At 56.0% G+C, this 25,649-nt stretch carries 23 protein-coding genes; 9 read left to right on the top strand and 14 right to left on the bottom strand.

What is annotated here, in order from left to right:
- The first annotated feature begins 119 nt into the window (after nucleotides 1-119).
- Together BXY66_RS10620 and msrB are read left to right on the top strand one after the other, a co-directional pair.
- Nucleotides 120-1,184 carry an MBL fold metallo-hydrolase gene (locus BXY66_RS10620; RefSeq protein WP_132860079.1) on the top strand — a complete coding sequence of 355 codons (1,065 nt, stop codon included), beginning with the start codon at nucleotides 120-122 and terminating at the stop codon, nucleotides 1,182-1,184.
- 121 nt (nucleotides 1,185-1,305) lie between these two features.
- Nucleotides 1,306-1,764: a peptide-methionine (R)-S-oxide reductase MsrB gene (gene msrB / locus BXY66_RS10615; RefSeq protein WP_132860078.1), complete on the top strand. Its 459-nt coding sequence runs from the start codon at nucleotides 1,306-1,308 to the stop codon at nucleotides 1,762-1,764.
- Here the strand turns inward: msrB and BXY66_RS10610 are convergent.
- From BXY66_RS10610 to pepN, 11 genes are all read right to left on the bottom strand, one after another.
- Complete coding sequence (locus BXY66_RS10610; protein ID WP_132860077.1) at nucleotides 1,761-2,471, bottom strand: response regulator transcription factor; 711 nt, start codon at nucleotides 2,469-2,471, stop codon at nucleotides 1,761-1,763. The two genes, msrB and BXY66_RS10610, sit on opposite strands and share 4 nt — an antisense overlap.
- Nucleotides 2,471-2,647: a hypothetical protein gene (locus BXY66_RS20470; RefSeq protein WP_165929148.1), complete on the bottom strand. Its 177-nt coding sequence runs from the start codon at nucleotides 2,645-2,647 to the stop codon at nucleotides 2,471-2,473. Before BXY66_RS20470 ends, BXY66_RS10610 begins: the two co-directional genes overlap by 1 nt.
- Before the next feature lie 178 nt (nucleotides 2,648-2,825).
- Entirely contained in the window at nucleotides 2,826-3,839 is a 1,014-nt protein-coding gene (locus BXY66_RS10605; protein ID WP_132860076.1) for an AraC family transcriptional regulator, read from the bottom strand.
- Nucleotides 3,840-3,969: 130 nt separating this feature from the next.
- Complete coding sequence (locus BXY66_RS10600; protein ID WP_207911303.1) at nucleotides 3,970-5,520, bottom strand: adenylate/guanylate cyclase domain-containing protein; 1,551 nt, start codon at nucleotides 5,518-5,520, stop codon at nucleotides 3,970-3,972.
- Between the two features lie 78 nt (nucleotides 5,521-5,598).
- On the bottom strand, nucleotides 5,599-6,222 hold the full coding sequence (locus BXY66_RS10595) for a J domain-containing protein (protein WP_132860075.1): 624 nt from the start codon (nucleotides 6,220-6,222) through the stop codon (nucleotides 5,599-5,601).
- Between the two features lie 167 nt (nucleotides 6,223-6,389).
- A complete protein-coding gene (locus tag BXY66_RS10590) occupies nucleotides 6,390-6,884 on the bottom strand; it encodes a DUF4177 domain-containing protein (protein ID WP_243694344.1) in 495 nt (164 codons plus the stop codon).
- Between the two features lie 54 nt (nucleotides 6,885-6,938).
- A complete protein-coding gene (locus tag BXY66_RS10585) occupies nucleotides 6,939-7,421 on the bottom strand; it encodes a thioesterase family protein (protein ID WP_132860073.1) in 483 nt (160 codons plus the stop codon).
- 170 nt (nucleotides 7,422-7,591) lie between these two features.
- Nucleotides 7,592-9,103 (bottom strand): Asp-tRNA(Asn)/Glu-tRNA(Gln) amidotransferase subunit GatB, encoded by a 1,512-nt coding sequence (gene gatB, locus BXY66_RS10580; RefSeq protein ID WP_132860072.1) that lies wholly within the window; start codon nucleotides 9,101-9,103, stop codon nucleotides 7,592-7,594.
- Between the two features lie 85 nt (nucleotides 9,104-9,188).
- Nucleotides 9,189-10,493 (bottom strand): hypothetical protein, encoded by a 1,305-nt coding sequence (locus BXY66_RS10575; RefSeq protein WP_132860071.1) that lies wholly within the window; start codon nucleotides 10,491-10,493, stop codon nucleotides 9,189-9,191.
- A gap of 114 nt (nucleotides 10,494-10,607) precedes the next feature.
- Complete coding sequence (locus BXY66_RS10570; protein ID WP_132860070.1) at nucleotides 10,608-11,036, bottom strand: hypothetical protein; 429 nt, start codon at nucleotides 11,034-11,036, stop codon at nucleotides 10,608-10,610.
- Nucleotides 11,036-13,621 carry an aminopeptidase N gene (gene pepN, locus BXY66_RS10565; RefSeq protein WP_132860069.1) on the bottom strand — a complete coding sequence of 862 codons (2,586 nt, stop codon included), beginning with the start codon at nucleotides 13,619-13,621 and terminating at the stop codon, nucleotides 11,036-11,038. The genes BXY66_RS10570 and pepN overlap by 1 nt, the downstream gene beginning before the upstream one ends.
- Before the next feature lie 220 nt (nucleotides 13,622-13,841).
- Between pepN and BXY66_RS10560 the strand changes: the two genes are divergently transcribed.
- The 3 genes from BXY66_RS10560 (at nucleotide 13,842) to BXY66_RS10550 (ending at nucleotide 17,319) form a co-directional block, all read left to right on the top strand.
- Nucleotides 13,842-15,989, top strand: coding sequence for a malate synthase G (locus BXY66_RS10560; protein WP_132860068.1), 2,148 nt, complete (start codon nucleotides 13,842-13,844; stop codon nucleotides 15,987-15,989).
- 50 nt (nucleotides 15,990-16,039) lie between these two features.
- The gene (locus BXY66_RS10555) at nucleotides 16,040-16,465 is read left to right on the top strand and encodes a GlcG/HbpS family heme-binding protein (protein WP_132860067.1); all 426 of its coding nucleotides are present in this window, start codon (nucleotides 16,040-16,042) and stop codon (nucleotides 16,463-16,465) included.
- A 74-nt stretch (nucleotides 16,466-16,539) separates the two neighbouring features.
- The gene (locus tag BXY66_RS10550) at nucleotides 16,540-17,319 is read left to right on the top strand and encodes a gamma-glutamyl-gamma-aminobutyrate hydrolase family protein (RefSeq protein ID WP_132860066.1); all 780 of its coding nucleotides are present in this window, start codon (nucleotides 16,540-16,542) and stop codon (nucleotides 17,317-17,319) included.
- 78 nt (nucleotides 17,320-17,397) lie between these two features.
- Here the strand turns inward: BXY66_RS10550 and BXY66_RS10545 are convergent, their stop codons facing one another.
- Nucleotides 17,398-18,150, bottom strand: a complete 753-nt coding sequence (locus tag BXY66_RS10545) for an SDR family NAD(P)-dependent oxidoreductase (RefSeq protein ID WP_132860065.1) — start codon at nucleotides 18,148-18,150, stop codon at nucleotides 17,398-17,400.
- A 291-nt stretch (nucleotides 18,151-18,441) separates the two neighbouring features.
- Between BXY66_RS10545 and BXY66_RS10540 the strand changes: the two genes are divergently transcribed.
- From BXY66_RS10540 to BXY66_RS10525, 4 genes are all read left to right on the top strand, one after another.
- Nucleotides 18,442-18,906, top strand: a complete 465-nt coding sequence (locus tag BXY66_RS10540) for a methyltransferase family protein (protein WP_132860064.1) — start codon at nucleotides 18,442-18,444, stop codon at nucleotides 18,904-18,906.
- Nucleotides 18,907-19,041: 135 nt separating this feature from the next.
- Complete coding sequence (locus tag BXY66_RS10535) at nucleotides 19,042-20,613, top strand: Re/Si-specific NAD(P)(+) transhydrogenase subunit alpha (protein ID WP_132860063.1); 1,572 nt, start codon at nucleotides 19,042-19,044, stop codon at nucleotides 20,611-20,613.
- 13 nt (nucleotides 20,614-20,626) lie between these two features.
- Nucleotides 20,627-22,066: an NAD(P)(+) transhydrogenase (Re/Si-specific) subunit beta gene (locus tag BXY66_RS10530; RefSeq protein WP_132860062.1), complete on the top strand. Its 1,440-nt coding sequence runs from the start codon at nucleotides 20,627-20,629 to the stop codon at nucleotides 22,064-22,066.
- A 203-nt stretch (nucleotides 22,067-22,269) separates the two neighbouring features.
- Nucleotides 22,270-23,547, top strand: a complete 1,278-nt coding sequence (locus tag BXY66_RS10525) for a DUF3422 family protein (RefSeq protein WP_132860061.1) — start codon at nucleotides 22,270-22,272, stop codon at nucleotides 23,545-23,547.
- An 80-nt stretch (nucleotides 23,548-23,627) separates the two neighbouring features.
- Here BXY66_RS10525 and BXY66_RS10520 read toward each other — a convergent pair whose 3' ends face one another.
- Nucleotides 23,628-24,539: an ABC transporter permease gene (locus BXY66_RS10520; RefSeq protein ID WP_132860060.1), complete on the bottom strand. Its 912-nt coding sequence runs from the start codon at nucleotides 24,537-24,539 to the stop codon at nucleotides 23,628-23,630.
- The gene (locus BXY66_RS10515; protein WP_132860059.1) at nucleotides 24,532-25,539 is read right to left on the bottom strand and encodes an ABC transporter permease; all 1,008 of its coding nucleotides are present in this window, start codon (nucleotides 25,537-25,539) and stop codon (nucleotides 24,532-24,534) included. Before BXY66_RS10515 ends, BXY66_RS10520 begins: the two co-directional genes overlap by 8 nt.
- Nucleotides 25,540-25,649: the final 110 nt, after the last annotated feature.

Below are 25,649 nucleotides of genomic sequence, written 5' to 3'. Positions count from 1 at the left end.
TGAAAGCCCCTGTGTCTGGGTGTGACGCAAAGTGGGTATATCGCCGTAAGTTAACATTCAGTCGATAAAAATTGATATTTGAGAAAAAATCGATAAAAATAACTGTATGGGAGGACAAGATGAAACAATTCAAGAAAATTGCTATCGGAATGCTCTGTGGACTTGGGTTTTCAGGGGTCGCAAGCATGGGGTCTGCAGCTTCATGCCTTGAGATCGTGCTGACAGGTGTCCAGGGAGGACCGCCGGTCTTTCAGGGACAGGCTGGCGCAGGCACTTTGGTGAAATACGGCAGCGAGGAGAACGGCTGTTCAGACGTCTTGCTTCAATTTGATGCAGGGCGAGGCACAACTCAGCAGTTGTCCAAGATCGGTGTGCCAGTCGGCAAATTGAACGCTGTGTTTTTCACGCACATTCACTCAGATCACAGCGAAGGCCTCATGGATATGATGCAGCTTCGTTGGCACTTCAATTCGGCAGGACCAAAGATTGATATGGTTTGTTCCGAAGACATCACTGCACCCCAGGGCCATACGATGAGTTGTCGTGAGTACGGGCAAAACCTCGGAGCGGCATTGATCGCATCAGGCGAAATGGCTCAGCGCCTGTCGGAAAATCCCAAGCGTCTGGCCGGCGGGCCTTCTGATTTGATCAACACGATGACCTTTGCAGGAAAAGACGATGCTCAGATCGTTTGGGAGTCCGGAGACGTTCAGGTGTCCGCGATCAAGTCCCGCCACGTGGCAGGTCACGCCTCGTACCGGGTCGATACACCTGCCGGTAGCGTCGTAATAGGCGGAGATGCCGGCAATGACACGCCAGCGCCACCGCGCGAAACTTCGACGTCAGCACAGGTCGAAGCGTTGTCAAACGGAGCAGACGTGGTTGTCCATTCGGTCATCCACCCAATCATGGGGCCGGATGGCGAGTCAGGCTTTCCGCCGCCGATCTATTACCGGCAGTCAACGGCAACCGATCTGGGCGGGTTGTCCAAGCGGGCAGGGGTCAAGCACTTGATGCTCACCCATCACATCCCGCCGCTCGGTGCACCAAAGCAAGGGCCCTATCCTGTCAAAAAGGGTGGCCTGACGGCTGAAGATTACATCGAAGCGGTGCGCGCCAGCGGTTACGACGGCGATGTCATCATTGGACCTGACCTGACCAAGCTCCGGCTCGTGGCTCAGTAATCAGCTACATATTCGGGCCGCACGTCCGCAAGAGAACTGCAGTAATTCTCACGCGGGCGTGCGGCTCTTTGATTTGAGATTGCATAAATGTCGCGCCATGGTTTCCCAAAAGGAGCCTGTAATGAACCGTAGACATTTCCTGCTTGGACTAACCGCGCTTGCAACTCTCCCAAAATCCGTTCTGGCGGCGACCTTTGAAGTCACGCGTACCGACGCAGAGTGGAAAGCCATGCTGACGCCGTTGCAATTCAAGGTAATGCGCAAGGAAGGCACAGAGCGGGCAGGGTCCTCGCCGTTGGACAAGAACTACGAAAAGGGCATCTACCATTGTCGCGGGTGTGACCTGAAACTCTATAGTTCCAAACACAAATATGACAGCGGCACCGGTTGGCCGAGTTTTTATAAATCGCTGCCAAATGCGATTGGCACCAAGGACGACCGGAAGTTGCTCAGAGTGCGCACGGAATGTCACTGCCGGCGCTGTGGCAGCCATTTGGGGCACATTTTCAATGATGGTCCAAAGCCAACAGGCAAGCGACACTGCCTGAATGGCGTGTCGCTTGTTTTCAAGGAAGCTTAAGCCGCGACGCGGTTACTACCCGGCAGGGAGTAGCGATACCCCAAACCATATAGCGTTTCGATACTCTCGAACTCGGGGTCGAGTTTGCGCAGTTTCATCCGCAGTCGTTTGATCTGGCTGTCGATGCTTCGGTCGGTCACCCCGAGATCTGTACCGTAGGCCGCTTCCAGAATTTGTGCGCGGTCAAGAACCGCTCCTGGGCGATCGGCCAGGGTCCAGAGCACGTTGAACTCGGTGGCGGTCAGGCTAAGAGTCTGGCCGTTCCAGCGTGTTTCGTAACTCTCGCGGTCCATCATAAGTGGCCCCCGGAGCAGGCGGGCAGCAGCATTTGGTCCTTGCGCTGTTGTACGTCCACGACGCAGCAGAGCCCGAACACGTTCAAGCATCACCCGGGTGGCATAGGGTTTGCGGACATAATCATCAGCGCCCATGTGCAAGCCAACCGCTTCTTCCGTGTCCGAACGGGCATCGCTCAACAACATGACAGGTAGGTCGCTGTTGGAGCGCAGGCGGCGCAGCAAATCCATGCCGTCAAGCCCGGGTAGGCGGGTGTTGGTAATAAGCAGCGTGTTCAACGGATCAGACAAGTCACGCATTGCGGTTTCTGCATCCAGAAACCCGCGTACGCGATGCCCGTCACTTTCCAGCAACCGGACAAGGGCGTTCAGGCTGGGCCGGTCTCCGTCAATCAGTATGATTTGGCCCATTAGTAACCTCCGTGTCCGAGGTGGGCGACGTGGCCGGTTGTGGCAGCAAGGTAAACATCCTGGTGTGCACGCGTGAACACAACGTCACGGTGAGACGGATCCAGCGAGGCTGAATTTCGTTGGAAAAGTCCACCAAATGCGGACCCCAGTGTGGACAGCAAAGCCTTAAATTTCATGGCGTTTCCTCCGAACAAGTGGCGCAAAAACCGCGCCGTTCCTCATGGTCGGATGAACCTCTGTTCAGAATGCCCTCCGACATTCCGCATGTAATCGCGTTAACGATTTTGTCCTTTTTTGGATCGGACAGCTTTTTTGGAGAACATGACAAAAAAGGGCGCCGAAGCGCCCCAGGTGTCAGATCATACGCCGCTCGTCTCCTGGCGAGTGACCTGTCCAGCGTTTGAAAGCAGACGCAAAACTGCTCACGTCGGAATAGCCAAGCAGAAAGGCGATTTCCGTCTGACTCATGGCTCCGTCCTTCAGGTAGCGCTCAGCAAGCGCGCGGCGCAGGTTGGACAGAACTTTTTGATAGGTCGTGCCGGCTTCGCCAAGGCGGCGGGCGAGGGTGCGGCTGCTCATGCCCAGGTCGCGCGATACGACTTCGATGTTGGCCTGACCCGTAGACAGAAGATCGACGATCTTGCCTTCGACCTGCACTCGAATATCGGAGCGAGACGTTGGTGTGCGTTCAAGCACCATGTCGCAGTGCTGGCGTAAAATCTGATAGAGCGCGCTGTCGGCGGTTGACAGCGGGAGATCAAGGTCCGGTTTTGAGAACACCAATTCGTTAGACGGTTGATCGAAAGCGACGGGACACTGAAAGTACTGGGTGAAGGCTTCTTTGTTCTTGGCGCGGTGGTGGGCAAACGAGATGCGTGACGGTGTCAGTTCGCGGGGCAGAAGGTGCCGAAGACCGGCCACCAGTTGCACCAATTGCGCCTCGACAATAAAGCCTGCATCCACCGACCTTGGCAGGTTCATGTTCCAACGATAAATGCCGTCGCTTTCCAGCTGGCTCATATCGACGATCACCGCTTCGGTTATCGTGCGCTGGTATCGGTTGAGGTTATCCAACATGTCCCGGACGGTCGGAGAACTGCGGCCAAGGTATCCGATCACGCCGAGTCGTTTCAGTCGACGTTCCTGTGCCCATTTGAAGTGAACAAGATCGTCGCCACTCAACGCGGCGGCGCGGTTGAAGATTTCAGCGCTCGCACCCATCGGAGCCATCGCTTCCGGTACGGAAACTTCCTCAAGCGTGATACCCGTTCCGCCCATGAGCTGTTTTTCGGTGTATCCGACCGAAATCATATACTCGACGAAGTCACGGGTTATTGCGGCGAGGTGAAGATACTTCTGCTCTTTCATGCAGGTACTTCACCGTAAAATTGTGCGCTTTTCAAGATGTTCGATAGAGGTTTTCGCATGTACGCAGTTGTGCCACCAGGAGTGAGCAATGGATTGCCCGCTCGGGGCAGGACACGCCCAAAAACACTTCCTATTTTTGCTTTTTCTGACCAAGGGCCTGCTCAACGGCCCGTGTAACGGCGTCTCTTGTCCCATCATCGATGCCTTGTAGGTCGACAACAAGCATGTCTCCGCCTTTGTGAGACTGGATCGATTGCTTGTTCCTGGGTTTTCGGATGACCCTGTAGGGGGTGATTTCTCTGGAAATTCCCTTGAAGCGCTGTGGCTCCAGCGGCTCCGCTTGAATCAGGTCGCGGGCATGTGCGTAGGTTTCATAGCTCATCACGATGCCGCCCGGTTCCGCGATGCTCTCAAGGCGCGCTGCCAGATTGGCTTCGGCGCCGATGATCGTGTAGTCCATCCGCATGTCGGATCCGAAGTTACCGACGTTACAGTAACCAGTGTTCAACCCCATACGGGCGCGGAACGGGTGCTCCAGCCCGTTGTTGCGCCAGACCGCTTCCAGTTCTTCCAGCCGGTCCTGCATCGCCAGCGCCATGCGCACACAGGCCCGCGCATCTTCGGCTGGCCCCTTGGTGCTTGGATCACCGAAAAAGGCCACGATCGCGTCTCCGATGAACTTGTCGATCGTTGCGCCGTGCTCCTCGGCGATCCGGCTCATTTCGGTGAAGTACTCGTTCAACAACTTCGTCAGTTCTTCAGGCTGCATACGCTCTGTCGTGGCAGTGAAATCCTTGATGTCCGAAAAGAACACCGTGAGTTTCTTGCGCTCTGTAGAGATCGCCACATCGCGCTCGCCTGCGAAGATCGATTTGTAAACCTGAGGCTCCAGATACTTGGAAAGCTTCGCGGAAACATCCGCCAAAAAGGTATTGTTGGCGGCCAGCTCGTCGTTAATCGTGGCAAACCTTCGGGCGGTCCGGAACTGCAACAGGGCGAACAGCAACCCGCCACCACCGGCAACGACCAGATACGTCAGCATCCAGCGGAACGCCCAGAGGTTTTGGGCAATGGGCTGATGGACAGTTACGATCTGCACGCCGCGTACGTCACCTTCGTCCCAGTCTATCTTGGTGCTTTCGGGGTGCGTGTTGTGACATTCGACGCAGGCTTCGGTCATGCGGATGGGGGTGGCCATTGTGACCGAGTGATCCAGAAATGTCCCGCCTTCCTCATGCATAATCTCGCCCATGCCGGGATTGGCGCGGAACCTCTCCAGCGCATTTGCTTCAAAGGACGTCAGCTCATGCTGTTCTCGGTTTTTGAACGGGTAGTCCGACACAAACCGATAGGTGACAGCGGCGTTGGCGGCGGCAAGCTCCGCACCGAGTTCAAGTGACAGGGTCGCCGGGATCGGAACGGCGCCCGGCTCGTTTCTATAGTTGTGGACAACCTGCGTTTCGCCGTCATGGTGCAGGATACGATCGACCACATTCTCTGAATAATACCCACGCACGGCCGACAGAACCGCGTTCATGCTGCGGCTTTGTCGTTCCATGGCGCGATGGCTCAATTCGTCCATGTCCTGCCAAAGCGCGAGTGGAAGTCCCAAGAGCGCGAGACACACCAAAGCAAGCACCCAAGAAGGGTGTTTCATGAAGAATTTTGTAATGCGTTCCATCCCGCTGGTCCCGCCGATTGTCTGCTAGAGAAAAGGCACACTCAGCGAGGCATGGCAAGCGCTGGCACAAAGTCAGCCTTACTTAAAGTTGCGGCTGTCCTTGATCTGATCCCAAGCCCAAACAACTTCCTGCAACTGTTCTTCCTGACTGCGGTCACCGCCGTTCATATCAGGGTGCAGAACCTTGATGAGCTTTTTGTAAGCCTTGCGGACTTCGGCTTTGGTCCAGCTGTCCTTGGCCTCGAGAATTTCTATCGCGCGGCGCTCGGTGGGCGGCAGGCGCTTGGCAGCACCGCCGTTTTTGCCAGGGTTCTGCGTTGCGTTTCCACCCAATACCTGATGCGGGTCTTCGATGCCGAGACGCGCCCAGGCGCGAGCTTCGGGATCGGTGAACTTTTTGGTTTCGCGTTCCCAAACCTTGTCTGCAGAGTTTTGCGCGTTCAACTCGGCTTCGGTCTTGCCGTCGAAGAAGCTCCATTTGAGGTTGTATTCACGCACGTGTTCCTTGCAGAACCATTTGAATTCGTCGAGTACATCCGGCGCGCGTGGCGCTCGGTATTTCCCGGGTTCATCACATCCCTCGTGTTCGCAAACGCGTGTTGATGTCTCGGACGCACCGGACATGCCACGGCGACCGCGCGGATTTTTCTTCTTTGCCGATTTCACCGACATATCGAAACCAAAGGGATCTGGCTTGGTCATTTAAACACCTTCTCGACTCGGAGCAGAGATTTTAGCGTAACCGGCGGAAGATTGAAGGGGCAGAACGCAATAAATTTTGTATGACACAAGAAATTCATCTTGGGTCCTTTACAGCTTGCCATAGTTGATAAGCGGAGCCTCGCCGAAGTGGCTGCGGGGCTAGAAAATCAGCTTTGGTCCGTCGTTTCCGCGCGCTTCTTGAGCGCTTCGGAAATGTCGGTGACATCCGCACCGTCTTCGTTTGCGGTTTCTTGGGTCAGGGAGTCGACGGCGCGATCCGGCGTCACCTCTTCGTCGGACTTCAGCGGCGGTTCGTCCTGCTTTGCCGAAGTCGACGTCGCAGCCGAGGGTGCCGGAAGTTCCGCTGCCTTCGGATGTTCCAGTTCCTTGGGTTGGAAGGCGCTCGGATCGTCAGCGCGAGGACGACGGAACACCATAACGCTCCGGTATTTAGTGGCTGTGGAGGTCAGACCGCTGCGCTCTTCGCTCGGCAGTGTTTCTGTCCGAATGAACTCCCAGCCATCCGCAGCGAGTTCGTTCATTTTGGCTTCCAACGCGTTGGCAAACTTGCCTTCCGCGCCCTTCACGCCGCGTGCTTTCTGGCCTTTTGTGGGGGCAGGGACCACTTTGTATTCGTAGATCATTGTATCAATCGCTTTCACCGACGCGGCAGAATATGCGCACCCGTCGTGTTTACCCTTTCGCTCGGCTGCGCCTCAAGCCTTTTTCGGTACACCCATGACACGTCCGACCCGCTCAGGTGTCGGCAGAATTGAATGTGCTTGGTGCAAGGCCGCCACGTTGGCAAAGATTTCGTCAGGCATCGGGGCAACGCGAGGACCGCTTTGGTCAATGTGCAACCCGATCCCTTCTCCGGTGGCAGAAAGCCATCCGTCTTCGTGCCAAAGCTCCTGATAAAAATGCAGTCGCTTCTCGTCGTAGTCCAAAAGGTGGAAAGTCGCGCGCACCTTGTCTCCCAAATGCAGTTCTCTCAGGTAACAAAGATGGAATTCTGCCGAGAAAGTCGTGTTGCCCGTGCGTTCTCTGTATTCAGGGCCAAACCCGAGTTCGGTCCAGATTTGATCAACCCCGCGGTCAAAGAGCACGTTGTAGAACGCCATGTTCAAGTGGCCGTTGAAATCAAGCCATTGCTCCTCGACTTCCATCCAGCTGGATGTGAACGGCGCGTCAAATGTCATGTCGGTCTCCTCCTAGTTGAAAGGGTTATGCCTGCGTGTGCGGGAACGGAGCAACCGGCATTTAAGGATGCGACGCGACGACGCCTTCCTCGCAATTAACAAAGCGCCGGTGCTGTTTCCGACACCGACGCTTTGCAGACGTTTTACCGACGTTTTGCAGACCTGAAAAACTAGCCGTTCAGCTTCTTTGCAACCAGCTCGTTTACTGCCTTCGGGTTGGCCTTCCCACCCGTCGCCTTCATCACCTGTCCGACAAACCAGCCTGCCAGCTTCGGGTTCACCTGAGCCTTTTCAACCTGCGCGGGGTTTGCAGCGATGATTTCGTCCAGAGCCGCTTCGATGGCACCGGTGTCGGTAACCTGTTTCATGCCGCGCTCTTCAACGATCTTGGCGGGATCACCACCTTCGGTGTAGACGATCTCGAACAGGTCTTTGGCGATTTTGCCAGAGATGGCATCGCTCGCAATCAGGTCAAGAATGCCGCCCAACTGTGCGGGCGAGATCGGGCTTGCGGTTATGGCGTGCTCATCCTTTTTCAGACGACCAAACAGTTCGTTGATCACCCAGTTTGCCGCCAGTTTGCCATTTCGGCCGTCTGCGACAGCCTCGAAAAAGTCAGCATTCTCTTTTTCGGCGGTTAGTACCGACGCGTCATATTCAGACAGGCCGAAGTCGCTGATAAAACGATTCTTTTTCTGGTCCGGAAGCTCCGGCAGGTTAGCGGCAATATCGTCAACCCAACCCTGTTCGATCTCCAGAGGAAGAAGGTCGGGATCCGGGAAATAGCGGTAGTCGTGCGCCTCTTCTTTGGAACGCATCGAGCGGGTTTCGTTGCGATCCGGATCATAGAGACGGGTTTCCTGGTCCACTTCTCCGCCTGCCTCGACGATTTTGATCTGGCGCTCCGCCTCGACCATGATCGCCATTTGGATAAATCGCATGGAGTTCATGTTCTTGATTTCGCAGCGCGTACCAAGATGCGAGAAATCTTGCGTTTCCATGTATTTTTCGTACGCGCCCGGGCGACAGATAGATACGTTCACGTCCGCGCGCAGGTTGCCGTTCTGCATGTTGCCGTCACATGTGCCTAGATAGCGAAGGATCTGGCGCAGCTTGTTTACATAAGCCGCTGCTTCTTCCGGGCCACGAATGTCAGGGCGGGATACGATTTCCATCAGCGCCACACCGGTCCGGTTGAGATCGACAAACGACAGGTTCGGGTCCATGTCGTGCACCGACTTCCCCGCGTCCTGTTCCAGGTGGATCCGCTCAACGCGAACCAAACGCGCGACACCGGGTTCCATGTCCACGAGGATTTCGCCCTCGCCAACGATCGGCTCGTAAAGTTGGCTGATCTGATAGCCTTGAGGCAGATCCGGATAAAAATAGTTTTTCCGGTCAAACGCCGACTTCAGGTGAATTTCAGCATTCAGACCGAGGCCTGTCCGTACCGCCTGCTCAACGCAGAACTCATTGATTACAGGCAGCATTCCCGGCATTGCGGAGTCAACAAAGGCCACGTTGGAATTAGGTTCGTTGCCGAATTTCGTCGATGCCCCGGAAAACAGTTTCGCATTAGAAGAAACCTGTGCGTGAACCTCCATACCAATGACCAGTTCCCAGTCATGTTTGGCGCCCGCAATCACTTTGGGCTTTGGGGTCTCATATGTCAGGTCGAGCATTGCTCAGGCTCCTTGAATCTATGGCTGGACTGCGTTCTAGGCCAGCCAAGGTTCAGGAGCAAGAGGGCAGGTGGTTTCCCGCCCTTCATGGATTGATTTGAGTGATGCCTTCGGGGGTGAAATAGACCGTCTGCCCGTTCTGCAGGCCGGTCAGGAATGGCATTGCAACAGCCTGAAGCGCGATTTCCTTGCCTTTCGCGGCCAACCGTTCACGCGAAATAATACGCGATGTGTTCTCAAACCCGATTTCGGCGTGTCCCCAAATCAAAGGGTGGATTTCGCGCAAGTGCTCGTGAACAACCATATCGAACCCCTCGCGCAGCGCCGGCGGCAAGTCCTGTCGGAATCCATTTTCGTTGTACTGCTCTCGGGCGCATTGCCAGCTGCGGAAAAGATGGGCGGCCATCAAGTTTGCAGAGTGTTGGTCGCCACAGCGCGTCAAAGCGTCATCAACGCCATCAAGGAAATACTCGACCTCGACCATTTCCAATCCGCGAGGATCAACCAGCAAAGCGTCAAACCAAACCCAAGCATAAGCGCCTGCGCCCCAAAGATCATAAGTGCGGGCCGCGATCCGGCGCGCCTGCAGATCAAGCTGGTCAAAGTCGCCATACCAACGCGGCAGAAGATAGTTGCCCAAGGCACGCATATGGCGCGGGTTGGTTGGATCCAGAGCGATCAGAGCCTCGAATTCTTTGCAAAGCTTTTCTGCCGGGTCGGCTTGACCCGGTAAAAGCGCACAGCGTGCGGCCGATAGCGCCGGGGAATGATGTGTCGTTGGACAAAACCGGTTTAGGATGGCTTCCGCACGCTCAAAATGAGCATGGAAGGCTTCCCGATTGAGTTCGCGTACGTCTTCTTTCGCAGCGGCGCCGCGCCAAGCCCACCCGATGTCGATATGCATATGAGCAACGATCAGCGCCAGAGGATAGCTGTCCGGGTAGTCCTCAAGCATGTACTCGAGCGCCTCGATACCTGCAAAGAAGTCCGCACCTTTGGCTGGATGGCCGTGCAGCAGTGCATGTTCGGCAGCACGAACCACATCAGAGCGCGCTCCAAACAACATCAATTCGGCTAACGGCGTGCCTGCGGATGTCGTTGTGCGGTTCTGATCGTAGGTGCGGATCTGATCTTCGAGGTCTTCCCAACGTTCTTGGCGCGCTAGAAACAGCCCGCGGTCGCGCGTCTCATCACTTTCTTTTTGGTCGGGAGTGTCGGAATTCACCGGAATTTGTAGCCGGTGCAACAGATCCTTAACGGTGTTGTTGCCGTCCTGCGACCCGTCGGACTCGGCTTCTGCGTCGCCACCATAGAAAGTCTGCGACAATTTCTTCAAAGTCGGCTCGGCCGCTGAAGACGTATTCGTCCTGTCCAACGAAAAGAATTTCATCGAGGTCTGCTCCTGTTATTGATCACAAGATGCAGTCCCACTTGGGCCAAAGTTGGGCACCAAGTTGAAATCATGCGGTCGCGGGCGCCATCAGAGCGCCTGATTTACCTTAGGTTAAAGAACGCGGAAATGATGTCGCTCGACAGGAATGTCATACGCTTCCAGTGTAGCCTGCAGGCGGTCGGGTGAGGGCAAAACATCGTTTGGAATCCGCACTTTGGATCCATCAACCATATTGAGCGTCGCCCGGACGGAAATATCGAGACGCGTATCAAATCTGGCAGATCGAATTTGATCGGTGCGCATTTCCGCCTCTTGCGTTGCACTTTTCCACCGCAACACGCCATCGGCCAGCGAAAAGGTGGACACTGGATTGAACATCACGTCGATGAGTGCTGGAACGGCGAAAATTCCCAGCACCGCAAGTATCCACGTCATGGTCCCTATCGCTTTGAGTCCGGTCAGAACTGCAACAGCAATGGCGAGCGAGACAATCGTACGCCCGTTTCGGCCATAGTGAGTAAACGTAAGCGGATCGGGCATCAGACGCCTCTGATCCTTGAAATCATTTCGCTTGTATCGCGGCTCAGATTGGGCTGTTCGGCAATGCGCTTCAGCTGTGCGCCTGCCAGTTTTTGGCGATCTTCATCGTAGCGTTTCCATGTCTGGAAGGCACTGCACATACGGGCCGTCGTTTGCGGATTTACTGGGTCCAGTTTGATTAGCCAGTCCGCAAGAAGTGCGTATGATGCGCCGCTTTCATGATGGAACCCCGCATGATGCGCCGCAAGCATACCCATCACAGATCGGAACCTGTTCGGGTTTTTCCAGTCGAAGTCCAGATGGTTGGTCAGTCGTGAGGTCGTCTTGGCAAGGGCCTCGGGCTTGGCATGCATCACTTGAAGTGAGAACCACTTGTCGATGACCAACCGGTCGTCACGCCACTGATCATAAAAAGCCTGCAGAGCTTCATCGCCGGCCTCGGCGTCTAGAAGCGCGCTTAGGGCTGACAGTTGAAGCGTCATGTTGTTCGCTTTGGCATATTGTGTTGCCGCAGTTGCACCGCCGTCCAGTTTAGTAATGAGCCCCAAAGCCGCGTTGGCCAACGCCCGTTTGCCAGCGGGCTCTGCGTCCGGTGAATAGGCGCCGCTGACCTGATTGGCGGCATAGATTTCCGGTAGAATGTCGGCAAATGCCTCTGCCTTGGCTGAGCGTAAGGCTTCACTGGCGGCATGAATCGCGGCGGGGTCCGGAGTGACACCAGCCTGATGGAGGACTCCGGCCAGCTCGGATTGTGACGGTTGCCCCATCATCAAAGCTCGGTAAGCGGGATCAAGGCTGGTGTCGCCGAGCAGTGTTCTTAGGCCGACTAAGTAGTCCGAGTTCGGCGCGTTGCCTTCGCGTATTGAGGACAGGAGGCTGTCCCGCGCAAGCATCCGTCCGGCTTCCCAGCGGTTGAAAGGATCTGTGTCGTTTGCAAGCAAAAACGCGCGACGGGAATTGTCGATGTCTTGATGCAGTACCACGGGAGCCGAGAAACCCCGCAATATCGACGGCACCGGGCGTGTCGCGTGTCCCTCAAATGAGAAGCTTTGCTCCGGCTCAGTTAATTCGAGAATTTTTGTGGGAACCACTTCTTCGCCGTTGTCGTTCAGCAGCCCAACGGCAACGGGTATCACCTGAGGCAGCTTCTTGTTTTGGCCAGGCGTTGGTTCGCTGGATTGCTTGAAGTGCAAGGAAAATGTGTCATCGGTGTACTCTTCGCGCACTGTCACGTTGGGCGTGCCGGATTGTGTGTACCACAGTTTGAACTGGCCCAAGTCGCGGTCAGTGCTGTCCTCAAATACTTGAATCCAGTCTTCAATCGTACAGGCCTGACCGTCATGGCGTTCAAAATAGAGGTCGAGCGCTTTTTTGTAAGCGTCATCTCCGACCAGTGTTTTCAGCATGCCAATCACTTCCGCGCCTTTTTCGTAGACCGTTGCCGTGTAGAAGTTATTGATCTCCTGGAAACTCTCCGGGCGGACAGGGTGACTAAGAGGGCCTTGGTCCTCAGGGAATTGACGGGCCCGCAGAGCTAGAACGTCATCGATACGTTTCACAGGTTCTGACCGCATGTCAGCTGTGAACTGGGCATCGCGGAAAACAGTCAGACCCTCTTTGAGACACAATTGGAACCAATCTCGGCACGTGATGCGATTGCCGGTCCAGTTGTGGAAATACTCGTGTGCAATGATCGCTTCTATGCGCTCAAAATTGCCATCTGTTGAAGTCTCGGGGCTGGCCAGTACACATGAACTGTTGAAGATATTAAGCCCTTTGTTCTCCATTGCTCCCATGTTGAAGTCATCAACCGCGACAATATTGAATTCGTCCAGATCGTATTCGCGACCATAGACATCCTCGTCCCATTTCATCGATTTTTTGAGAGCTTCCATGCCGAATGCGCATTTGTGCTCGTCACCAGGGCGGACCCAGATGGAGAGGTCAACTTCGCGTCCGAACATCGTGGTGAACTTGTCTTCATGGGCGACGAGGTCGCCTGCGACGAGGGCAAAAAGATAGGCGGGTTTGGGCCACGGGTCCTGATAAATAGAAATGTTGGGCGCGGGCGATTGCGTGTTGTCTTGTGCATAGTATAGGCCATTGCCGTTTGACAACATCACGGGTGTGTGTTCCGCGTCGCTTTCGATCCTAACCGTGAATTGTGCCATCACGTCCGGTCGGTCAGGATACCATGTGATCTTTCGGAACCCTTCTGCTTCGCATTGTGTGCAATACATCCCATTAGACATGTAGAGACCTTCCAGAGCAGTATTTGCTTCTGGGTTGATCTCGACTTCGGCTTCCCAGTTGAACGGCGCGTGCGGCACATCAACCTCGATCCCGCCGTTCACATGGTGGAGTTCAACTTCGTGCCCATCGACCTTTGCGGAAATGTGCTTCAGGCCTTCTCCATGAAGCATGAACGGGCGATCGTGCACGTCATAGTCAGGGCGGAAACGGATGCGGGAGATGACGCGAGTGGCAGTCGGGTGCAACCTGAATGTCAGGTGCACGTCGTCGATGATCCAGCCAAAGGGTTTATAGTCTTTGAGATAGATCGTCTGTGGGGCTGCGTCTTTCATTACTCGCTCCGTGCAAATGGGTTTGGGCAAGATGTATCCTATAGGAGGATACCCGCAAGGGGAGGCATCGTATTGTTCGGGTGCTCAAGAAAGCAGCGGCTTTCCTTCGTGATTTTCAAGAAAATGCTTTTGGTAAAGAAAATAGACCAGTTTTGTTGCCTATCGGAAACTCATGTTCTAATGGGAAAGGCAGGAGAGACACCAATCAGGGAGAGGCGCAATGGTAAAGCGGATTGAAAAACAGGGTTTGCAGGTCGCTGCGGAGCTGGTGGAGTTCATCGAAGGGCGCGCTTTGCCAGGAACCGGTGTCTCCGCCGAGACTTTTTGGGACGGCTTGAGCGAACTGGCGCACGACTTTGGCCCCAAAAACCGCTCCCTTTTAGCGAAACGCGAAGAAATCCAACAGCAAATTGACGGTTGGCACCTTGCTCACAAAGGCAAGCCACACGATGCAGTCGCCTATAAAGGATTTCTGGAGGAAATCGGTTATCTGGTTCCCGAAGGTCCCGATTTCTCGGTCGAGACTTCCAACGTCGATCCGGAGATTGCAGCAATTCCCGGCCCGCAACTTGTGGTGCCGATTACCAACGCAAGGTTTGCGCTGAATGCGGCAAATGCGCGTTGGGGAAATCTCTATGATGCGCTCTATGGCACGGATGCTTTGGGCGACTTGCCCACTGGTGGCGGATATGACGAAGCGCGTGGCGCGCGGGTAATTGCTTGGGCCAAAGCCTTTCTGGATAAAGCGGTACCACTCAAGGGCGCCAAGTGGGCAGAGGTAAAGTCGATATCGGCGGGCGCCACTCTGGAGCTCGAAACGGAGTCGGGGTCTGTGGCGCTTTCGGACGCGGGGAAATATCTTGGACACATGCAGCAGGATGATTGGACAGGTGTCCTGCTGGAAAACAACCACCTGAAAATTGAAATACTAATCAACCCGAAAGTGGGTCCTGGACAAACCGATCCGGCGGGAATTGCCGCCGTGAACCTTGAGAGCGCTATGTCCACCATCATGGACTGCGAGGACTCCGTGGCCTGCGTCGATGCTGAAGATAAAGTTGTGGCCTACGGCAACTGGCTAGGGTTGATGAAGCGCGATCTTGCTGAAGAGGTTACAAAGGGCGGCAAGACGTTCACACGCAAATTGCATGAAGATGCAACCTATACTGCTCCTGATGGTGCCGGTTTCTTGGTTAAGTGCCGTTCTCTAATGTTGGTTCGCAATGTTGGCCATCTGATGACCAACCCAGCGGTCCTCGATCGCGACGGAAACGAGATTGGCGAAGGCCTGATGGATGCGCTGGTGACCGTAATGATCGCGATGCACGATTTGCAGGCCCAGGGCGGTAATTCGGAGCACGGTTCTGTCTATGTTGTGAAGCCCAAAATGCACGGACCCGAAGAAGTTGCATTCTCAGATGCAATATTTGCCAAGGTGGAGGACATTCTCGGCCTGCCGCGAAATACCGTCAAAATGGGAATTATGGATGAGGAACGCCGCACCTCGGCCAACCTCAAGGAATGCATCCGCGCCGCTAAAGAGCGCGTGGCTTTCATCAACACAGGTTTTCTCGACCGGACCGGTGACGAAATTCACACCTCGATGGAAGCAGGGGCATTCCTGCGCAAAGGGGAAATGAAAACAACGCCATGGATCCTGTCGTACGAAGACCGCAACGTTGACATTGGCCTGGCGTGCGGCCTGCAAGGTAAAGCACAGATCGGCAAGGGAATGTGGGCTATGCCCGACTTGATGGGCGCGATGTTGGAACAGAAAATCGGGCACCCGAAATCTGGTGCTAACTGTGCTTGGGTGCCGTCGCCGACGGCAGCAACTCTGCATGCAACGCACTACCATGAGGTGGATGTGCTGGCACAGCAGGAGGCGATCAAGGCGGCTGGTGCGCGTGGTACCCTCGACGATTTGTTGACTGTTCCCGTTATGGAGGGACAGAATCTTTCCGAAGAGGAGATTGCCGCTGAAATTGAAAACAACGCACAAGGCATACTTGGCTATGTTGTTCGCTGGATCGATCAAGGGGTGGGATGCTCAAAGGTTCCGGACATCAACGATGTTGGATTGATGGAAGACCGCGCAACTTGCCGAATTTCCAGCCAAGGCTTGGCAAACTGGCTACATCAAGGCGTTGTTAGCGAGCCGCAAGTAATGGCGGCAATGCAAAAAATGGCCGCTGTCGTCGACCGCCAGAACGCAGACGACCCAAGCTATCGACCGATGGCTCCGGATTTCTCAGGAGTGGCATTCCAAGCGGCATGCGATCTTGTTTTCAAAGGGCGAGTTCAACCCTCCGGGTATACGGAACCGGTTCTGCACGCGCGGCGGCTCGAACTGAAAGCACAAGCTTAATCTTAGGGTCAGGGCATTGCTCTGGCCCTTTTTTGTTTAGGGAGAAAGACATGATAATTTCACAAGGGAAAGCCCGGGCAATAATTCGGAAAGCTCTGGAAAAGGGCAAGGAACTGGAGCTCAAGCCTCTTTCGGTGGCGGTACTGGATGCCGGAGGGCATGTGATTGCGTTCGAGCGCTCCGATGGCGCCGCGCCGGGGCGTTTTGCGATCGCGCACGGCAAGGCATACGGAAGCGTGATGTTGGGAATGGCGGGTACCGCGCAAATGGCGCGGGCGGAACAACAAGCCTATTTCATGGCCGCTGTAAATGGTGTGTATGGCGGCCAAGTAGTGCCGGTGCCTGGCGGTGTTTTGGTACGGGATAAAAGAGGTGCCGTGATTGGTGCGGTCGGCGTAACCGGAGACACGTCTGAAAATGATGCAATCGCTGCAATGGCGGGCATCGAAGCGGCGGGGTTGACCGGCGAAATCTGACGCAGCGGGGCAGGGGGTTTTACTGTGTGCTTCGCCGTCCTATGTTGGGCGGCACAGCAAGCAAAGAGGCTCTTATGGCGCGCCCAGTCGTCGGTATCATCGGCAACCAATATCTGATCAATGACCAATACCCTGCCCATGCGGGTGGGGAGATGAACTCGGAAGCAGTGGCCAGCGTTTCTGACTGTATGCCGCTGCTCATTCCGGCGGACCCGCGTTTCGTCTCGATCGAAGAATTGATGGAAACATGCGACGGCTTTCTGCTGACCGGTGGCCGACCAAATGTACATCCGGAAGAATATGGAGAAGCGGCCACCGAAGCGCATGGTGCTTTTGATCGTGCGCGGGATGCGATTGTGCTCCCCCTGGTGCGAGCTTGCGTTGAAAATGGGCAGCCATTTTTTGGAATTTGCCGGGGTTTTCAAGAGGTTAATGTGGCGATGGGTGGTAGTCTCTACCCCGAAATTCGCGACCTTCCCGGTCGGGACAATCACCGGATGCCACCGGACGGAACGCTGGAAGAGAAATTCGCTCTGCGCCACATGGTGAAGTTTTCCGAGAATGGTGTCTTCCACCGCCTGTTTGGCGCGCAAGAGGTGATGACCAATACACTACATGGGCAAGGGATAAAGCGCGCTGGTAGTCGGGTGTTGATCGATGGTTACGCGCCGGACGGCACACCAGAGGCGGTCTATATCGACGGTGCGCCGGGCTTCACACTGTCAGTACAGTGGCATCCCGAGTGGGACGCTGCAAATGATCCGGTAAGCCGACCGCTTTTCGAATCCTTCGGTCGCGCTGTGCACGCCTGGGCTGAGGGAAAGCGGCCGGTGTCGGTCCTTAGATCTGCCTAAATCGGGGTCTGCAAAACGTCGGTATTGCGTCTGCACAGCGTCGGTGAGCGTTTGCCGGGCCAAAGCCCGGCAGTTTGCTTACATTTCGCCACCGGAAACTTGCACCATTTGGCCGCGTACGGAGTCGGCCATGTCTGAGCACAAGTACATTGCCGCATGGGCAACTTCTTCAGGAGTAATCAGACGCCCATGCGGATTCACGCCAACCATCATGTGGCGCGCTTCTTCCTCGGTACAGCCAGTGCGGGCCATGATGCTTTCGATGTTTTGGTCGATGATCGGCGTTTCCACATAAGCAGGGCAAATCGAGTTGAACGTGATTGGCTTGCGCGCGTAGTCCGCCGCCAGCGATTTTATCATGCCGTTTACCGCATGTTTGGACGCGGAATAGGCAGGGCCGCCTTTGAGACCGCGCAGGCCGGCGATCGAAGAGATCACCATCACGCGACCCCAATCCGTTTGGTTCATTGACTTCAGGCTTTCACGGATGGTCAAAAACACGCCGTCCACGTTGATGGACATCATGTTGCGCCAGAAGGCCATGTCGGTTTTGTGCAGTGCACGGCCTTCGGCGACGCCGGCATTGGCTACGCAGATTTGGATCGGACCTCGGGCCGCGACGGCTGCGGCAATACCATCTACCACGGACTCTTCCTGCGCGACATCCATTGCCATTGGGTGAATGTTGTCGGTCGCTGCTTCTTGCAGAACCTCCAGGCGACGGCCGGTGATTGTGACCTGTGCTCCATCAGCCGCCAGAGCCTGCGCGATGGCGAGGCCAATACCGGTGCCGCCTCCGGTAACCAATGCGTGTTTGCCTTGCAAAGACATGATCTTCTCCCTTGTTCAGTTGGAGGCAGGATGAGCCGCGTTGTTCTGAGAGACAAGCGGATGTGGCGCAAACGCCGTTCCGTCACTTTGTGTCGTAAATACCCTGTTCTGTGACAGGTTCATTGCGCGAACACAGTCCTGAATGACAAAAAAGTGCAGAGTTTCTGTCCTTTTTGCCTTTCGAAGCGTTTTGGGTCGTTGCGTCGCCTTCAAACATCGCTAAACCGAAGGAGACGCATGGCGTCGGACCCAGGTGCACGAAGCGCCGCAAGCCAGTAGAGGAGCCTGTGCATGACCGAGACTCGGAGTCGGCCGTTTGACTTGCCGCCAGTCTGGCTTGCTATGGCAGTGGCAATTGCATGGGTTCAGGCGCACCGTTTTTCTTTTGGATTGTCGTTTGGGCCGATCTGGGCAGACCTGCTTGGCGGCTTGCTGGTCGGTGGGGGCATCTTGCTCATGGCGCTTGCAATTTACGAAATGCGGCGACAGCAAACGACCTTTCACCCCCATCATGAAAGCGCTCGGTTGGTACAATCCGGTATTTTCAGCCGTACGCGCAACCCGATTTATTTGGGCGATGTAATGGTTCTGGCGGGCTTGATCCTATACTGGGATGCTGTTTTGTCGTTGCCGCTAGTACCCTTGTTTTTATGGTTTCTGGAAAGACGATTTGTCATTCCGGAAGAGAACCGACTACGCCGAACTTTTCGCATGGATTTCGCAAAATACTGCGAAAAAGTGCGACGGTGGGTGTGATGCCGTTGCGTCGCAGAAATACGGGAGGCGCTCTGTTTGCTTGTGCAGCAATTCAGGTGGCGTTAAAACTTTCTGCAAGTGCAGCATTGTCTGCGTGAAATATTATTACTCCAGGACCTAAGGGGGATAAGAAAGGTGAAAATCGGAACACCCAAAGAGGTGTTTGACGGAGAGAACCGGGTCGCGATGACACCGGATTCCGCCAAACAACTCCAGAAACTGGGCTACGAGTGCGCGATAGAAGCGGGTGCTGGTGCCAATGCCGGGTTCACGGATGCGGCCTACGAGGACGCAGGCGTCGAAGTCATCAAGACCGCTGCCGGTCTGTGGAAGGCTGTCGACATCGTGGCCAAGGTGCGCCAGCCGGACGCGACCGAGCTCAAACGCCTGACCAGCGACAAGACGCTGATTTCCTTCTTCAACCCTGCGGGCAACGAAGAAGGCATGGAAGCAGCCAAAGCCAAAGGCGCAAACGTGATTGCCATGGAAATGGTTCCGCGTATTTCGCGAGCCCAGAAGATGGATGCGCTGTCGTCTATGGCGAACATCGCAGGCTACCGTGCGGTTATCGAAGCAGGCAACAACTTCGGCCGCTTCTTCACCGGGCAGGTAACTGCGGCGGGTAAGGTTCCGCCGGCGAAAGTTCTGATTGTCGGTGCCGGTGTTGCCGGTCTGGCCGCGATTGGTACATCGACGTCGCTGGGCGCCATCACTCTGGCATTTGACGTTCGTCCCGAAGTGGCCGAGCAAGTTGAGTCCATGGGTGCAGAGTTCGTCTATCTCGACTTCGAGGAAGAACAGGCGGATGGCGCTTCTTCAGGCGGCTATGCCTCTGTTCAGTCCGACGAATTCCGCGAAGCGCAGTTGGCCAAGTTCCGCGAGCTGGCACCGGAAGTGGACATCGTGATCACCACTGCCCTGATCCCGAACCGCGCGGCACCGATCCTCTGGACCAAAGATATGGTCGAGAGCATGAAGCCGGGTTCTGTGATCGTTGACCTTGCAGCCGAACGTGGCGGCAACGTCGAAGGCACGGTGATGGACGAAAAGGTGGTGACCGATAACGGAGTTACCATCGTTGGTTACACCGACTTCCCGAGTCGGATGGCGGCACAGTCCTCCAGCCTGTATGCGACAAATATCCGCCACATGATGGCAGATCTGACGCCGGAAAAAGACGGTCAGGTCAACCACGACATGGAAGACGACGTGATCCGCGGCGCGACGGTGACGTTCGAAGGCGAGATCACCTTCCCGCCGCCGCCGCCGAAAGTTCAGGCGATCGCGGCCAAGCCGAAAGAGGTTGTGCCGGAACTGACGCCGGAAGAGAAGCGCGCGGCCGAAGTCGCGGCCTTTAAGGCGCAGACCAAACAGCAGGTGATGTTGCTGGGTGGCGGCGGTGCCTTGATCCTGCTTCTGGGTCTGGTGGCTCCAGCGAGCTTCATGCAGCACTTCATCGTTTTTGTGCTGGCATGTTTTGTAGGTTTCCAGGTGATCTGGGGCGTTGCACATTCGCTGCACACACCTTTGATGGCCGTGACCAACGCGATTTCGTCGATCATTATTTTGGGCGCCCTGATGCAAATCGGATCCGGGTCGTTCCTTGTGATCCTGCTTGCCGCGGCCTCGGTCTTTATGGCCGGGATCAACATATTCGGCGGCTTCCTCGTGACACGGCGCATGCTCGCCATGTTCCAGAAATCCTAAGGAGTAGGGAAACATGATTGGATTCACTACTGCGGCCTATGTTGTTGCCGCTGTCCTCTTCATCCTTTCTCTGGGTGGTCTGAGCAATCAGGAAAGCGCAAAGCGCGCGGTTTGGTATGGAATTGTCGGCATGGCGCTGGCGGTTTTCGCCACGCTGATCGGACCGGGCTCGGGCCTGTGGTTCCTTTCGGTGCCACTGATCCTTGCAGGTGGTGCGATTGGCTACCAGTTGGCGTCCAAGGTCGAAATGACCCAGATGCCGGAACTGGTGGCAGGCATGCACGCGCTGGTTGGTCTGGCGGCTGTGTTTGTTGGTTTCAACGCACATTTCGAGATTGGCAATGCTGCCGCTGCGAATGCTATTGGCATGGAAGCTGTGAAAGAGCTTGGTTCGTTCGGGCAGCTGATCGCCAAGAAATCCGCCATCGAAATCAACATTCTGTTTGTTGAGTTGTCCCTTGGTGTCTGGATCGGTGCGGTGACCTTCACTGGGTCCGTGATTGCCTATGGCAAGCTGTCGGGCAAGGTGACTTCGGCGGCTGAAAAGTTGCCTGGCGGCCACATGCTGAACGCTGGTGCGGCGGCTTTGTCGCTGGCCTGCTTGATCTGGTACCTGAACTCCGGCGCGATCCTGCCGCTGTTGATCCTGACAATTGCGGCATTGTTCATCGGCTACCACCTGATCATGGGTATCGGTGGTGCAGACATGCCGGTGGTTGTGTCGATGCTGAACTCCTACTCCGGTTGGGCTGCAGCTGCGATTGGCTTCTCGCTCGGCAACGACCTGTTGATCGTTGTGGGGGCGCTTGTAGGTTCTTCCGGTGCGATCCTCAGCTACATCATGTGTAAGGCGATGAACCGTTCGTTCGTTTCGGTGATCCTGGGCGGCTTTGGCGGTTCGACAGGTCCGGCCATGGAAGTGGAAGGCGAGCAGATCGCCATCGAAGCAGATGGCGTTGCCGCCGCGCTGGACGATGCCGACAGCGTTGTGATCATCCCGGGCTACGGCATGGCCGTTGCTCAGGCACAGCAGAACGTGGCGGAACTGACCCGTCGTCTGCGCGCCAAGGGCAAGAACGTGCGTTTTGCAATCCACCCGGTTGCGGGGCGTCTTCCAGGTCACATGAACGTTCTGCTCGCGGAAGCGAAGGTGCCATACGACATCGTGCTGGAAATGGACGAGATCAACGATGACTTCCCGGAAACGGATGTGGCCATCGTGATCGGCTCCAATGACATCGTGAACCCAGCGGCGCAGGAAGATCCGAACTCTCCGATTGCCGGCATGCCGGTTCTGGAGTGCTGGAAAGCCAAGCAGGTGTTTGTGTCCAAGCGTGGGCAAGGCACCGGTTATTCGGGCATCGAGAACCCGCTCTTCTTTAAAGAGAACACACGCATGTTCTACGGTGACGCCAAGGCCAGCCTGGACAAGCTGCTGACGATGATCGACTGATCATCGCAAGGATTGCAGAAAAACGAGAGGGCGCTTCCGGTTGGGAGCGCCTTTTTTGCTTGGAATGGAGCAATCTCCGCCACAGAATCCCCCGTACAAGCCCAACCGTATACCGTGGTATCCCGCTAAGTTATTGAAAAGCATAATTTCTTTACAGGTTTACCTAGGGTCGCTATCGTGCCCCAACCTTGGAGACCTGTGCGATGCCGCCAATTGAAGATCATCCGCTGCGATACAAGCTGGCCAATGAGTTGCACGCTCGACCATTCCCGACGTTGACGGCACCGAGCACTGCTGTGTTCCTCGCGTTGCGGACACCTACTGACGTAGTGGGACAGGCGCGAGATGCGGAAATGGCGCATTTGACGAACCTTCTGGACCGTTTTGGCGCCGCACATCCGCAACCAGGGGCCACACATTTCACCTGTGCGTTGGGCAAGCATACGCTGAAGTGGGAGATGCATGCGGAGTTTGTGACCTTCACAGTGTTCATTGATCGGTTGAGTACCCGCGCTTTTGATCCGGCAGACTTTGAAGTCTTTCCGGACGATTGGCTGGATGCCGCTCCCGGCAAGCGCATCACTTCTGCATTGCTGAGGGTCGACCGCATGCCGGCACCAGAGAAGGCACTTGCAGAGCTCTCGGACTGGTTTGTGCCAGAAAGCATTGCGATGTGCTACGTGCTTGACCGCTCCTGTCTTGTTGCTACGGATTTTCGCATTAACACGGCAGGACACCAATGCATGGCCGTGTTTGTGGATGCCACCACGGGCGCCCGTCGCATCGGGCGGGTTGTGCAGCGATTGTGTGAGATCGAGACTTACAAGACCATGTCGATGTTGGGGTACTTCCGGGCAAAAAACATCGCGGCCGATCTGGGCTCGCTGGAAGCAGAGGCAGGTAAGCTGATGGGTCAGCTTCGCAGCGATGATGAAGGTGCGGACAGCACGCTGGAACGGTTACTGGACCTGTCGGGCGATCTGGAAAAGCTTATTGCAGACACGTCCTTTCGGTTTGGCGCGACAGAAGCTTACGAAGCGATTGTCAATCAGCGTATTACCGTTTTGCGCGAGGAGCGTTTTGAGGGGCGTCAGACTTTCGGGGAGTTCATGTCGCGCCGCTATGACCCCGCAATGCGCACTGTCGCATCGACGCGAGCCAGAATGATGTCGCTGGCGGATCGGGCAGGGCGGGCAGGGCAACTTTTGCGGACCAAGGTCGAGGTCGCGCGATCTGCCCAAAACCAGGCGTTGCTGGAAAGTATGGACAGGCGTGCTGATCTGGCCCTTCGATTGCAGGAGACTGTCGAAGGCTTGTCCGTGGTGGCGATCAGCTACTATGCAGTCTCTCTCGTAGGGTATCTGGTGTACCCGCTTGCTGGCCCGTTGGGAATTTCCAAAGGGATGATGACTGCGGGAATAACATTGCCGGTGGTTTTGGCAGTGTGGTGGATGGTGCGGCGTATCAAGGCGCGTATCTAGGTCCGGTCCGTTCAGCGCAGTGTCAAAGAAAAAGGGCCGAAGCGATGCGCTCCGGCCCTTTCGATGTCATCTCTTCTGCCTCAGCGACCGCGGATGCGCGGATCAAGTGCGTCGCGGAGACCGTCGCCAAGATAGTTCACACTCAGCACGGTCAGCGAGATTGCGAGACCGGGCCAGAACACGCGTTCCGGATAATCCTGAAGGTATTGAACCGCGTCGTTCAGCAGGCGGCCCCAAGTCGGGAAGTCCGGTGGGAAGCCAAGGCCGAGGAACGACAGGGCCGACTCTGTGATGATCGCGTTCGCGATCCCAAGCGTTGCCGAGACCATGATAGGGCTCAGAACGTTGGGCAGGATGTGGCGTGTGATCATGTGGCGGTTGGACGTCCCGATGGAGCGGGCTGCAAGAACAAACTCTCGCTCCTTGATGGCCAACACATCGCCGCGCACGATCCGTGCCGTGGGCATCCAGGAGGTGATGCCGATGGCGACCACGATCAGGATGAAGATACCTCGCTCTGGTCCAACGGCCGCCGACAGCGGTTCGCGGAAGAGCATCATCATCACCAGCAGAAGCGGCAGAATTGGCAGAGCAAGGAACAGGTCAGTCAGGCGCATCAACGGGCCGTCAAGCTTCTTGAAGAAGCCGGCCATGATGCCCACAAAGCTGCCCAGACCAAGTGCCAGCAGCATGGCTGTCAGGCCCACTGCAATCGAGGTCTGTCCGCCCGCCATCATACGCGCTAGCGTGTCCCGCCCAAGTTGGTCGGTGCCGAACGGGTGTGCCCAGCTTGGGCCTTGGTTGCGGGCGCGAATGTCGATGTATGTCGCGTCATACGGCCAGAGCCACGGGCCAACGAAGACCCCGAACACGATTACAATGAAGACAATTCCCCCCAGCAGAGCGCCTTTGTGCGCCTTGAACTGGTGCCACACGTCGTACCATTGGCTGTGCGGTGGGGTGGTCGGTTCCGTGTTGGACATATCAGTCATAGCGGATCCTCGGATCAAGAATACCGTAGAGCACGTCTGCGATAAGGTTGAAGAACACGATCAGGAAGGCGAACATAAAGGTCAGTGTCTGCACAGTTGGCAGGTCGTTGGCCTGAATGGCGCCGATCAGCTGACCGCCGATGCCGTTCACCGAGAACACTTGTTCGGTGATGATTGCGCCGCCAAAGATCGCCGGAAGACCCAGAGCAATCACGGTCACAACCGGGATCATCGAGTTGCGCAGTACGTGAACCAGCACGACCACTTTCTCGCTCAGGCCTTTGGCACGCGCTGTGCGCACATAGTCCTGATTGAGGTTGTCCAGCATCGAAGCGCGCATGTAGCGGCTGATCTGGGCGGTGGTCTGCAGTGCCAGTACCATTACCGGCATGATCATCTGACGCAGCTGATAGACAAAGCTGTCCCAATCGGTCACCTCGTGGGTCGTGTCATAGATGAACGGGAACCACCCCAGATTCACCGAGAAGATCACGATCACCAGCGGGCCGGTGAAGAACGGCGGGATGGAGTAGCCGATCATGGTGATGAATGTACCGGCCTGATCGAAGATCGAATACTGTTTGTAGGCAGAATAGATGCCGATCGGCAGGGCGATCAGGATGCCTACGATGTAGGACATGCCAACAACCCACAGGGTTTGCGGCAGGCGTTCTACGACCACGTCCATGACGGGGCCGCGATGCTGCCAAGAGATGATGCGGAGTTTGTCTTCGGAAAAAGTGGTGCCGAAGTAGTGATCAAACATCACCTGCGGCTCTACCCAGAAGAACTGGACCAGCCATTTCCAGTATCGGACATGCATCGGTTCGCCGAGACCAAGGGCCTGGCGCATCTTCTCTTTGACTTCCGGTGGCACGGTCAGCGGGACCTGAGCCATCGGGTCGCCCGGTGCCAGTTCTAGCAACAGGAAGATGACGAGTGAGATAAAGAGGAGCGTCGGGATCGCGAGGATCAACCGCCGTATTGTGAAGGTCAGCATGAGTGGCGCCTTTTTTTATGCGTCTGTTTTTCTTAGTTGAGCCAATGCGCAGCGACCTGCCTGCACGTGGCCGATAAAGTGAGGGCGAGTCCGAAGACCCGCCCTCTCAA

The sequence above is a fragment of the Shimia isoporae genome, from assembly GCF_004346865.1.
GTDB lineage: Bacteria > Pseudomonadota > Alphaproteobacteria > Rhodobacterales > Rhodobacteraceae > Shimia > Shimia isoporae.
Note: the sequence above shows the minus strand (reverse complement) of the source record. Positions and strands in the feature narration are given on the sequence as shown.